Below are 11790 nucleotides of genomic sequence, written 5' to 3' on the forward strand. Positions count from 1 at the left end.
CAAGCAAACTTCCGGGGTGATGCTGCCAACTTACTGATTTAGTGTATGATGGTGTTTTTGAGGTGCTCCAGTGGCTTCTGTTTCTATCAGCTGTCCCTCCTGTTCAGCTACTGACGGGGTGGTGCGTAACGGCAAAAGCACCGCCGGACATCAGCGCTATCTCTGCTCTCACTGCCGTAAAACATGGCAACTGCAGTTCACTTACACCGCTTCTCAACCCGGTACGCACCAGAAAATCATTGATATGGCCATGAATGGCGTTGGATGCCGGGCAACCGCCCGCATTATGGGCGTTGGCCTCAACACGATTTTCCGCCATTTAAAAAACTCAGGCCGCAGTCGGTAACCTCGCGCATACAGCCGGGCAGTGACGTCATCGTCTGCGCGGAAATGGACGAACAGTGGGGATACGTCGGGGCTAAATCGCGCCAGCGCTGGCTGTTTTACGCGTATGACAGGCTCCGGAAGACGGTTGTTGCGCACGTATTCGGTGAACGCACTATGGCGACGCTGGGGCGTCTTATGAGCCTGCTGTCACCCTTTGACGTGGTGATATGGATGACGGATGGCTGGCCGCTGTATGAATCCCGCCTGAAGGGAAAGCTGCACGTAATCAGCAAGCGATATACGCAGCGAATTGAGCGGCATAACCTGAATCTGAGGCAGCACCTGGCACGGCTGGGACGGAAGTCGCTGTCGTTCTCAAAATCGGTGGAGCTGCATGACAAAGTCATCGGGCATTATCTGAACATAAAACACTATCAATAAGTTGGAGTCATTACCAATGTCTTTTTGGTTGGCGACCCCGGTCAGAAATCCGTGGATAAGCCCGCTGTTATCGCGTTTTCGCGCACCCAGCCCGGGGTTTGAGGCCCTGGCCCGCAGGCCGTTAATCGCCATCACTCCGATATACAACGATCCCACAAGACCCAGTACGCCAAGCCATATCGCAGAGATTGAAACCATGCCAGCTAGCATCAGTGCAGCCAGAGCAATCAGTACTAAAGAAGCGCCGTTAGTGCCAATCAGCGTGAGAAAAGCCCGGCGATAGCCGTGCTGCGCCGCGGTGGTGGTAATCAGCGCCACGACAGGACCCGGCGTTAACAGCAGGGTTACTACGCTGAGGCTATAGGCAGCCAGTAAAGTGAAATTCATACCTGATTATCCTGATGATATTTTCCACCAGTATTCCGTTTACGTAGCGCATTGAAAAACGAATAAAACTGCGCTCTACTGTGAGTAAAACTCAACATAGAAACTCACGATGACGCTACCTCCGTTGTATGCCCTGAGGGCTTTTGAAGCCGCAGCCCGTCTGGGATCGTTCAGCAAAGCCGCTATTCAGCTTAACGTGACGCCGGGCGCGGTAAGCCGTCATATTCGCACGCTGGAGGCATGGTTTGGCTGTGAGTTATTTATCCGCAGCGGCCCGCGTATCGAGATAACACCTTCTGGCCAAGGGTTAGCGCAGCAGTTGACGGCTGGGTTTCAGAGTCTGGAACACGCGTGTCATGCCTTTCGCAGCAGCAGTCATGAGCTGCGGCTGAAAGCGCCGTCTACGTTGACAATGCGCTGGCTTCTGGATGTGCTGCGTCTTTTCCGTGAAGCGCATCCGACTCCGGTGATCGAAATTTCCAGCGTCTGGATGGATACCGATTCCGTATCATTCAGTCGTGAACCGTATGACTGTGCGATCCTGTTAGGGAATGGCCATTTTGGTGACGATACCGACAGCCGGTTGCTGTTTCAGGAGTGGCTTATCCCGGTGTGTTCACCCGCACTGCTGGTGCAGGCGCAGCGCGATCTTTCTGCCTGTGAACTGATTCATCCCTCAGCGGATCGCCGCGACTGGCGTCGGTGGCTGCAACGCACTGGGAAGTTTCCGGCGTTGAATCTTGCGCGAGGCAAAGTGTTCGACACCCTGGAGCAGGGTAGTCTTGCCGCGATGAGTGGTCATGGCGTGTCTGTTGCCGACCTGCTGTTATGCCTGGCGGCCATTCAGGCAGGGATGTTGGCGTTACCGTTTAAAGATGCTGTGGCGACTGGCGAGGGGTATTACCTTGTCTGGCCAAAGGCTTCAACACGGCTCAGAAATATTGAGCTGCTGTATCGCTGGTTAAAAGAGGCTGCGCCGTCTGCTTCCTCGGTAGATCTAAACTGGCTGGATTAAGCTGTTTATTTTGCTGATTACCTATATTGATAATGGTTCTCATTATTATTGTCGTATTGTGCAGGTAATGGTAATGTTGCTTCAGTTATAAACCGTTAATCCCATTTCCTGTGCAGAAGACAGCATGAACAACACCACCGCCCTGAATGCCTCCGGACGTGTCGCTCGCACTTTCTCCGTCAGCGAGTTTATGGATTTTGGTGAGCGCTACGGGATCGATTACCGCTTTCCCCTGTTGGCACAGAGACCGGATTTGCCGTCTGGCAGCCCTGTTCTGCAAGGTGAAATTGAGGAGATGACTCTCCCCTGCGGGATGTGCGTGACGCACTCCGACGTACAGGTATTGCAACCCTATGAAACCACCTCTCGCCACGACAGTCCTCTGTATATGCTGGTGGTACTGGAAGGCTGCGTGATCCTGACGCTTAACGGACAGGAGCATGTGGTGTGCTCCGGCATGGCGTTTAGCTCACGCCTGAGTGAGCACCAGACGATGCGTGCCCGTCATCATGCTGATAGTAAACTCCGTACATTATCGCTCGGTTTATATCCCGACGGCGCGTATCGCACGGGGTTGCTTGAATCGTTGATGCGCGAGTGGGAAAGATGCCAGACGCCGACGCTTATCTGGCAGGTACCGGGGTTTTTACTCAGCGGACTGCAGTACGCGCAGCAGAGTACGATTAGCCATGTTTCTCGTCAGCTGATGCTGGAAGGGCTGATATTACAACTGTTCGGTCATGGTCTCAGCATGTGTCAAGTCGAGAGCGGTAAACGTCTTGCGACGAGCGGTGAGCAGCAGCGGCTGGAGGTCGTTCGCCGACTGCTGGAGGAGAGTCCCGAAAATGACTACACCCTTAATGAACTGGCCCAACGCGCGGCGATGAGCCCCAGCAGCCTGCGCAGTAAGTTCCGTGCAGCCTATGGCTGTTCGGTATTCGACTACCTGCGCGATTGCCGTCTGGAACATGCGCGCGGCTATCTACTGGAAGGATATAGCGTACAGCAGGCGGCCTGGATGTCGGGTTATCAGCACGCCACCAACTTTTCTACCGCTTTTCGTCGCCGTTACGGCTTTTCGCCCGGCGATTTACTCAAACCTTGCTAATCCATATTTGCGTTTTACGCACGTGATTTCCTGACAATTTGGCACTGCGCATAGGCAACCTGGCATCCGGCATAGCTATCTCCGTCAGCAAAAAGGTAATAATTCTCACTTACAATTAGACATGCCTTTGGAGATATTCATGTTCGCGAAGACTCGCTTGGCGCTGCTGGTGGGATGGGTGACCGGCTGCGTGGCTTTTCCTCTGCTGGCGCAGGAAACAACAAAAAACGATACGGTGGTTGTCACCTCGCAGATGCAGAGCGGGGCCACGAAGCTTGCCACGCCGGATATTGAAACGCCGCAGTCGGTATCGATCGTTACCCGTGAACAGTTTGAAGAGCAAGGCGCAACCAGCGTGCGCCAGGCTGTCAGCTATACGCCGGGGGTGTACAGCAATCAGATTGGCGCCTCCAACCGCTTTGACTACATCGTGCTGCGTGGCTTTTCTGACGGTAGCCTGGATAACGTCTATCTCGATGGTCTGAAGATGATGGGCGACACCAACTCACACAGCTCGCTGGTGGTTGATCCGTGGTTCCTCGAAGATATCGAAGTCGTACGTGGCCCGGCTTCCGTACTGTATGGCCGTTCCTCCCCGGGCGGTATTGTGGCGCTGACCTCACGTAAGCCGTCGTTTGATGCGGGCGGTGAAGTGAAGCTGTTTGCTGGCAACAATAACCAGCGCGGCGCGGCGTTTGACGTCACCGGGGCGCTGGATGATAACGATCGAGTGGCGGCGCGATTGAGCGGGATGACGCGTTACGCGGACTCGCAGTTTGGTCCATTGAAGGAAGAACGTTACGCGCTGATGCCCAGCCTGACCTGGCGTATCACCGACCAGACGCGTCTGGATCTGATGGCCTATCTGCACCGTGACCCGGAAGGCGGAAGCCACTCCGGTCTGCCGTATGACGGCACCGTGGTTCCGCATTACGGGCAAAAGATCTCCAATACCTTTTACGAAGGCGAGGATGATTATGACAAATACGATCGCCGTGAAAACATGGTGGGCTACAACATTGAGCATATGTTTGATAGCGGTTGGTCGGTGCGGCAAAAGCTGCGCTATCTGCATACCGACGTTGAGCTGAACCAGGTGTATGCGGCGGGCTGGTTGAATGAAACCGAGCTTAATCGCGGCTACTCCGGCTCCGATGAAAAAATGTCGGCGATTACGCTGGATAACCAGCTCGACGGCAGCTTTGATACCTGGCAGGTAAACCACCGTTTGCTGGTGGGGATCGACTATCAGGATCGCAGCAACAATACTACCGGTTACTACGGCGCTTTCCCGCCGATTGACGCCTTTAATCCGGTGTACGGCGCGAAGCCTGATTACATCGACATGTATGCGCGTGAGAAACACAAGCTGCGACAGACGGGTTACTATTTGCAGGATCAGATGTCATGGGATCGCTGGCGTATTACGCTCGGTGGTCGCTACGATCAGGTCAGCGTTTCTAACATTGATAAGATCAAGGATACTCGCAGCGATCTGGATAAAAACAACTTCAGCACCCGCGCCGCGTTGCTCTATTTGTTCGATAACGGCTTTGCGCCGTACGTGAGTTACTCCACTGCCTTTACGCCCACCAGTTTTGCCGATGAGAACGGCAACCTGCTGGATCCGATGAAAGGGAAGCAGTGGGAAGCCGGGCTGAAATATGAGCCGGAAGGACTTAACAGTCAGTTCAGCGCGTCGGTGTTCCGTATCAATCAGACGAATATAGCCACTAAAGAAGAGCCGACCGATCCATACCGCTCGATTGGGGAAATTGAATCTGAAGGGGTGGAGCTGGAGGCAATTAGCCAACTGACGGATAGCTTCCGTTTGCAGGCGGCGTATACCTATACCGACATTCGCTATAAGAAAAGCAGCCCGGAAGAGCAGGGCAAGCGCGCAGTGTACGCCCCGCGTAACCAGGCCAGTGCCTGGCTGAGCTACGATGTAAAAAGTGGTCCGCTGGACGGTCTGACGTTGGGTTCAGGCGTGCGCTACGTTAACGGTATTACCAGCGATCGCCTGAATACTCACACCCTGCCGTCCTACACTCTGGTGGATATGGTGATTGGTTACGACTTAACGAATATCGGTATTAAAGGGTTGAGTGCGCAGTTGAACGTTAACAACCTGACCGACAAGCGCTACGTTGCGGCCTGTAACTCGCTCTCATACTGCTACTTCGGCGCCGAGCGCAGCATTGTCGGCAGTGTGTCCTGGAAATTCTGATGTTTTAGCCGGATGCAGCGCTGGCGCCTTATCCGGCCTGGTGCAGTGTGCAAATTGTATGCCTGATGAGCGTAGCGCATCAGGCATAGTGGATTGCGGTTATTGTGTAAAACCGTTTTGCATACAAATCTGCGCGCTGGTTCTCAGAGTAAAGGCGACTTTGTCTGGGTACTGACTGTAATAGTTATGCTCTTCTTCCAGCCCTTTTGCCTGCGCCAGACGTACCGTTTCCAGCGAGCAGGTACGGTAGATCAGGTCTTTATTCATATTGGTCTGCTTCTCGCGCTGTTTATCTGCGGACAGCGCCAGCCAGTTTTCGGACAGTGAGTAATCGTAGACCACCCGATTTCCTTTCGCCTGTACGTTCTCAATGGTAATAAATTCGTCGATTTTCAGTCTTGGCTGCCCACGCATTTTTTTCTTATCTTCTGCGGCGGCGTATTGGGCCAGCGCATGAATATCCATACTGGCTATTTTCTGTTTATAAGCATCTACATAGGCGGTAGGTTGCTGATAATGCTGAGCGTAAGCGTTTCTTAATTCCCCGTCACTCATCGTACAACCTGCCAGAAACAGAGGTAATAGCAGTGCCAGTTTTATTTTAGTCATGATGTTATCCCGTTCATTATTTTGATCCCAGTCGCCCATAACAAAATAGAAAAATTATTACGGATGATATTTAAGGTTGTATAAACGAGAGCACGATGGCACAAGTTCAATTGTCTTAAAATGGCAGGACAGACGGGAAACCCTGCCAGAATTGGCAGGGTTAATGGATGAAGAGGATCAGAATTCCATTTTCACCGTGAACTGCACTTCTCGTGGGTCGCCAATCTGATTACCCAGATTATTGGTGGCAATGGATGAAGTGTAATAGGTCTTATCAAACAGGTTTTTCACATTGAGCTGCAATGTGACCGGATACTGCAGCTTCATTTTATAAGCGGCAAAGGCATCGGCGACAAAATAGCCCGGCAGATAATAGTCTGCGCCATTGGTTGCGGAACGGCGGCTCACCCCATGACCCCCACCGCCAATCGTCAGGGTATTGCCCATAAAGGCATTCTGAATATCGTAGGTGAGGAATAATGAGCCGGTATGCTTCGGTACATTAGGCAGCGGCTTACCTTTGTAATCAGGATCTTCCGTCACTTTCGCGGCGGTATAACCGTAGCTGGCGATGATATTGGTGTTGGTGGTCAACGAACCGGCGACATCCACTTCCACACCTTGTGAACGCACGCGACCCGCAGTTTTCGCCACAGTTTCGCCATTGATCATTTCGTTGTACAGCACATTGCGTTTATCAATATCAAACAGGGCAATATTGGCGGTGATACCGTCAAAGATATCGAATTTTGCCCCCACTTCATAAGCCGTTGAAGTTTCAGGTGGCAATTCGCCAATATAACTGGCGATAGAATATTGCGGCATGAAGGATCGCGACACGTTACCGAACAGCGATACCGACGGCGTCAGTTTGTACACCATACCGAATTTGGGCACCCACTGTTGGTCGGTACTGTCGGTGTTGACGTTGAACGGACGGCCTTTGCCAGCGTATTCGGTGTAGTACTGATAACGCATCCCGGCGACGGCGATCCATTTATCGGTCAGGTACAGCGCGTCCTGCACATACGCAGAATAGCTCTCTTGTTGAATAGTCTGATCGCTATCAGCGGCAGAAACGTTAGTACATTTATCCAACGTACCGTAGACAGGATTATAAATATTGAACCCTTTTACGTTCTTGCAGCGGATCATGTCGGTGCGTAGCAGATCGTAGTTCTCATAAGAGACGCCGGTGAGGATCTCGTTATAAAAGCCAGCGATATCGACGTTGCCCTGTAAATCGGCACGTGTGGCGTGCATGCGCTGAGTGGAGCCTTGAGTGGCATCAACACGGCGGGTAAGATTTCCGCTTGCAGAATCATAAGCCATCACGCGAGCCTGATTATCGCTGTATTTATCCTGACTAAAGCTGTAGTCGAATTTCGCTGTCCATTCGCTGTTGAAACGGTATTCGGCATTCAGCTGCGCCAGATCCGATTCGCCATCGGTGATATTAAACGGCTCATCAAAACGGGTTTTGCGATCCACATTCACCGCGTGTTTGGTGTTGAGATCGAAAATGGTGCCGCGATCGAACGGGGCTTTATAGTCGCGATGTGAATAGAGCACGTTGACGGTGGCCTTGTCGCCAAACCAGGTAAGGGACGGGGAGATGAAGCTGCTCTGATTGGTGCCGAAGTTACGCCAGTAATCCTCATGCTGATATTCGCCAATCAGGCGATAGGCTAACTGCGTGCCTTCAATCGGCCCGGTCACGTCAAACTGCCCTGTGCCACCGCCAAAGCTGCTGGAGGTTGCTGAAATCGACCCGCCAAACTGTGTTTCCGGACGTTTGGTGACGACATTAATCAGGCCGCCGGGATCGAGAATCCCATACAGGGTTGAGGCCGGGCCTTTCAGCACTTCCACGCGTGAGGTGGCGGCGTTAAAGCTGCGCGGCAACACGGTTTTCAGACCATTGGTCATCACCGAACCGTCACGGTTTGCGCCGAAGCCACGGCGGACAAACGCATCCTGTGTGCCACCTAATGTGTTGGTTTGCACGACGTTACTAACGTTATACAGCGCTTCGTCCAGCGTCGTGACATGCTGATCTTCCAGAACTTTATCGCTGACAGTGTTCACCACTTGTGGGATATCCAACAATGGCATGGATGTCAGCGTCGCGGTGGACGAACTCAGCGGTTGATAACCCGATGTTACGGCCTGATCGGCAGACGATGCATCTGCCCGAACGGTGATGGTATCTTCCCCTTTAGGCGGAGTCGTCTCTTTCTCCGCTGCAAATACCGCAGGTGTTGTTGTCATGCCCAGAAAGAGAGCAGAGCACAATGCCCGCCCTTTCATCCCCGAAAAGTAAGTCGTTAACTCAGCCATTATTTTATTTATTCCGCAAAAGACCCTGCCAAAAATGGGCAGGGAAACAAGTTGATTCAATTCATTGCCCGGCTTGCCAGCCCTGCATTTATCCATCTGTAAGCCAGCGTTACTGGCGTCAGATGTGTAATTGAGAATCATTCAATCATGAGTGTTTGTAGTAGTAAACGTAAAATTGAAAAAGAAACTACAAGCGATTTGACGCAATTTAACCGTCGTTTTTTTAAGGGTATTTAATTTTCAATATATTGAAAAAGAATGATTTTTATTGATTTTTCAGCGTTTTTTATTTGTGCTTTAGTTGTTGGCGACAGGTGATGTAACTACAGGGTGTAATTGCTTGACTACTACAGTGCAAGCCAGCAAGATCACAAAGAGAATGAGTTTTATTTTTATTTAGAGAATTACGCATGCAGGCTTTGCCATGCGGCGGCGCAGGAGTGAACATGCCACAGCATGTGGAAAATATCGCCCACAGAACGGGCATTGAACTACAACAGCTTTCTGCGGGTTATCGCCATAACACCATTGTCCACGATATCTGTCTCACTATTCCGCAAGGCAAAATGACGGTACTGGTGGGGGCGAACGGCTCGGGTAAATCAACGTTGTTAAGCACTATCGCCCGTATGTTGAAACCGCACGGCGGCAGCGTATTGCTGGATGGAAAAGCCATTTATCAACAGCCTACCAAAGCGGTTTCACGCCAGCTCGGCATCCTGCCGCAATCCCCATTGGTGCCCGAAGGACTTACCGTTTTCGAACTGGTATCGCGTGGGCGTTTTCCCTGGCAGAACATGCTTTCGCAATGGACGGACGATGACGAACGCGCCGTGGAGCAGGCACTCCAGTTAACCGGAACTGCTGATTTTGCGCATTTGCCGGTAGAGAGCCTTTCCGGTGGGCAACGTCAGCGCTGCTGGATTGCGATGGCGCTGGCACAGCAAACGCCGGTCATCTTGTTGGATGAGCCGACTACGTTTCTCGATCTGCGCTATCAGGTGGAGATCCTCGAACTGTTGCATTCACTGACTCGTCATCATGGCCGTACTGTGGTTGTGGTCCTGCATGACCTGAATTTTGCCGTGAATTACGGGGACATGCTGGTGTTCCTCAAACAGGGGACGTTGCAGGGCGTCGTGCATGATGGCGAAAACTGCACGCCCGAGTTGATTAAGCACGTGTTTGACGTCGACGTGCAGATGTCGGTGAATCCTCTCACCGGCAAACCGTTCTTTATGCCGTTCCGCGCGCCGGGCGGGCAAGAGCAATGACGGTCATGGCAAGCACACTGGCTCGTCGCCGTGGCCGGATTATGCTGGCGTTCCCCGTGTTAACGCTGCTGTTGTGTGTTCTGGCAGTGGTGCATCTGGGTGTGGGCGCACGCACTATCAGCCCGCAGACCGTCGTGCAGGCGCTGTTCCACTTTGACGCGAAAAATTTCGACCACCGGATTATTGTCTCCTTACGTCTGCTGCGCATGACGGCGGCGATGCTGGTCGGCGCGGCGTTAGGTGTTGCGGGGGTTCTGTTGCAGGCGTTGATTCGTAATCCGCTGGGAGAACCGCATATTCTGGGGCTGAATGCCGGTGCGGCGTTTGTCGTTGTGTTGTGCACCGCGCTTGGCGTGACGGGGGTAAGCCAGCCATTGCTGGCGGCAGGCGGTGCTGCGGCACTCTTTTCGTTGGTGATGGCGCTTGCATCTGCCGGGCGCGGTGGCTTAACGCCGCTGAAGGTCACGCTGTGCGGCGTGGCGCTGTCGGCCATGGTGTCATCGCTTACTGCGGCCATCCTGATTCTGGATGAACAAACCCTGTTGGCAATGCGCACCTGGCTGGTGGGTGATCTCGCGGGTCTGCGTTGGGAAAGTGTCAAAAGTGCCGTTCCCCCGTCGCTTGCCGGTATGGTGCTGGCGATCGCTATCGCGCCGGGCCTGAATATTCTGGCTCTCGGCGACCGTATGGCCTGTGGGTTAGGGGTGAACATTCTGCGCATACGCTTGCTGGCGATGATCGCCATTGCGCTGTTGTGCGGTGCGGCAGTTTCTGTCGTGGGGCCGCTGGGATTTATCGGCCTGTTAGTGCCTAACGTTACCCGCCGTCTGGTAACAAAAGATATTCGTCAGATGCTACCGACGTCGGCATTGCTGGGCGCGGCGCTGCTGCTGCTGGCGGATATTGCCGCCCGCACGGTGCTGGCTCCGCAGGAGCTGGCTACAGGGATCATGACCGCCCTGGTGGGCGCACCGGCGTTTATTTTCATTGCGTCGAGGTTTTTGAAATGAACGATATGCTGCAACGTGCAGGGCTTCGTGCATGGCGGGTGGGTGGATTTTCTCGTGTCATTCGTCCCAAAACCGTGCTGTACAGCCTCAGCCTGACGGTGCTGGCAATCGCATTACTGCTGTTTGGCGTGATGCAGGGGTCGCTCCCGGTTCCGGCTTCCGCTATCGGACGGGCGGTGTTTGACCCTCAGGCGTTGACGGCTCAGCAACAGTATGTCGTTTGGGATGTACGACTGCCTCGACTGCTGATGGCGCTTCTGTGCGGGGCGATGCTCGGATTGGCAGGGGCGGCGATGCAATCTATCACCCGCAACGGGTTGGCCGATCCCGGGCTCATCGGTGTCAAAGAAGGGAGTTGCGTGGTGGTACTGGCCCTGGTGCTGCTTTTCCCGTCAGCAAGTCTGGTTTGGCGGCCCCTGGCGGGAATGGCCGGCGGCGCACTGGTCGCCACACTGGTGATGCTGCTGGCCCGTGATTTCTCCCGGCCTCGCTTCGTGTTGATAGGCATTGGCGTGTCGTGGTTCTTTGCCGCGGGAATGGGCGTATTTATGACCACCGCCGATGTCCGTGACGTACAGACTGCACTGGTCTGGCTGGCGGGGAGCCTTCATGCCGCCACCTGGCCACTGCTGCTGGTGGCACTGGTCTGGACGTTGCCTGCGGCCATCATCTTATTTGCCACGGCGCGCGCTTCGGATGTGGCGCTACTTGGCAATGCGACGGCAGCGGGGCTAGGAGTCCATTTACCCCGACTGGCGTTGTTGCGTTTTCTCGCGCCGGTTGTACTCACCGCCGCCAGTGTTGCCTGCGTGGGCAGCCTCGGTTTTGTCGGGTTGATGGCGCCACACATGGCACGATTCTGGCTGCGTGGCGGACAAACAGCGCTGCTGTGGGGAAGTGCGTTGATCGGTGCGTTGCTGGTGCTGGTCACCGATACCGTGGGTCGTCTGGCGTTTGCACCACTGCAAATCCCCGCCGGGATCGTCATTGCCCTAGTCGGTGGACCGTTCTTTTTGCTGTTGCTCTGGCGTCGCCGGGATCGTTTGTAA

The 11790-nt window shown here is 53.8% G+C and carries 9 protein-coding genes and 1 pseudogene; 7 read left to right on the forward strand and 3 right to left on the reverse strand.

The features are described from left to right. Positions 1-70 precede the first annotated feature (70 nt). Positions 71-768 (forward strand): IS1-like element IS1B family transposase gene (locus C2U41_RS02265; RefSeq protein ID WP_095033700.1). Its coding sequence is split into 2 segments (ribosomal slippage): positions 71-320 and positions 320-768, totalling 699 coding nucleotides; the frame shifts between segments, so codons are not numbered across the junction. Here C2U41_RS02265 and C2U41_RS02270 read toward each other — a convergent pair. Next, a pseudogene (locus C2U41_RS02270) lies at positions 736-1155 on the reverse strand (LysE family translocator); the annotation flags it as partial. The gene C2U41_RS02265 and the pseudogene C2U41_RS02270 overlap by 33 nt on opposite strands. 109 nt (positions 1156-1264) lie before the next feature. On the opposite strand from C2U41_RS02270, the gene C2U41_RS02275 reads away from it, so the two are divergent. The 3 genes from C2U41_RS02275 to foxA all read left to right on the forward strand — a co-directional run bounded on the left by C2U41_RS02275 (position 1265) and on the right by foxA (position 5508). Next, positions 1265-2170 (forward strand): LysR substrate-binding domain-containing protein, encoded by a 906-nt coding sequence (locus C2U41_RS02275; protein WP_103849227.1) that lies wholly within the window; start codon positions 1265-1267, stop codon positions 2168-2170. 124 nt (positions 2171-2294) lie between these two features. Further along, the gene (locus tag C2U41_RS02280; protein ID WP_103849226.1) at positions 2295-3278 is read left to right on the forward strand and encodes a helix-turn-helix transcriptional regulator; all 984 of its coding nucleotides are present in this window, start codon (positions 2295-2297) and stop codon (positions 3276-3278) included. A 121-nt stretch (positions 3279-3399) separates the two neighbouring features. Beyond that, entirely contained in the window at positions 3400-5508 is a 2109-nt protein-coding gene (gene foxA / locus C2U41_RS02285; RefSeq protein WP_103849225.1) for a ferrioxamine B receptor FoxA, read from the forward strand. A 99-nt stretch (positions 5509-5607) separates the two neighbouring features. Here foxA and C2U41_RS02290 read toward each other — a convergent pair whose 3' ends face one another. Both C2U41_RS02290 and C2U41_RS02295 read right to left on the reverse strand, forming a co-directional pair. Then, positions 5608-6117: a hypothetical protein gene (locus C2U41_RS02290; RefSeq protein WP_003021281.1), complete on the reverse strand. Its 510-nt coding sequence runs from the start codon at positions 6115-6117 to the stop codon at positions 5608-5610. A 177-nt stretch (positions 6118-6294) separates the two neighbouring features. Then, a complete protein-coding gene (locus tag C2U41_RS02295) occupies positions 6295-8457 on the reverse strand; it encodes a TonB-dependent siderophore receptor (RefSeq protein WP_048216788.1) in 2163 nt (720 codons plus the stop codon). Between the two features lie 446 nt (positions 8458-8903). Here C2U41_RS02295 and C2U41_RS02300 point away from each other — a divergent pair, with 446 nt between their 5' ends. Genes C2U41_RS02300 through C2U41_RS02310 form a run of 3 tightly spaced genes read left to right on the forward strand, consistent with a single transcriptional unit; the run spans position 8904 to position 11790 of the window. Beyond that, positions 8904-9731, forward strand: coding sequence for an ABC transporter ATP-binding protein (locus tag C2U41_RS02300; protein WP_032937018.1), 828 nt, complete (start codon positions 8904-8906; stop codon positions 9729-9731). Further along, positions 9728-10741 carry a FecCD family ABC transporter permease gene (locus tag C2U41_RS02305; protein ID WP_003021289.1) on the forward strand — a complete coding sequence of 338 codons (1014 nt, stop codon included), beginning with the start codon at positions 9728-9730 and terminating at the stop codon, positions 10739-10741. Before C2U41_RS02300 ends, C2U41_RS02305 begins: the two co-directional genes overlap by 4 nt. Further along, entirely contained in the window at positions 10738-11790 is a 1053-nt protein-coding gene (locus tag C2U41_RS02310) for a FecCD family ABC transporter permease (RefSeq protein WP_103849224.1), read from the forward strand. The genes C2U41_RS02305 and C2U41_RS02310 overlap by 4 nt, the downstream gene beginning before the upstream one ends.

This window comes from Citrobacter freundii complex sp. CFNIH4, from assembly GCF_002934505.1.
Classification (GTDB): Bacteria; Pseudomonadota; Gammaproteobacteria; order Enterobacterales; family Enterobacteriaceae; genus Citrobacter; species Citrobacter freundii.

What these genes read in the sequence shown, in the direction of transcription:
- C2U41_RS02275 (WP_103849227.1), top strand. Translation starts at nt 1,265, where the DNA reads ATGACGCTACCTCCGTTGTATGCCCTGAGGGCTTTTGAAGCCGCAGCC.
- C2U41_RS02280 (WP_103849226.1), top strand. Translation starts at nt 2,295, where the DNA reads ATGAACAACACCACCGCCCTGAATGCCTCCGGACGTGTCGCTCGCACT.
- foxA (WP_103849225.1), top strand. Translation starts at nt 3,400, where the DNA reads ATGCCTTTGGAGATATTCATGTTCGCGAAGACTCGCTTGGCGCTGCTG.
- C2U41_RS02290 (WP_003021281.1), bottom strand. Translation starts at nt 6,117, where the DNA reads ATGACTAAAATAAAACTGGCACTGCTATTACCTCTGTTTCTGGCAGGT.
- C2U41_RS02295 (WP_048216788.1), bottom strand. Translation starts at nt 8,457, where the DNA reads ATGGCTGAGTTAACGACTTACTTTTCGGGGATGAAAGGGCGGGCATTG.
- C2U41_RS02300 (WP_032937018.1), top strand. Translation starts at nt 8,904, where the DNA reads ATGCCACAGCATGTGGAAAATATCGCCCACAGAACGGGCATTGAACTA.
- C2U41_RS02305 (WP_003021289.1), top strand. Translation starts at nt 9,728, where the DNA reads ATGACGGTCATGGCAAGCACACTGGCTCGTCGCCGTGGCCGGATTATG.
- C2U41_RS02310 (WP_103849224.1), top strand. Translation starts at nt 10,738, where the DNA reads ATGAACGATATGCTGCAACGTGCAGGGCTTCGTGCATGGCGGGTGGGT.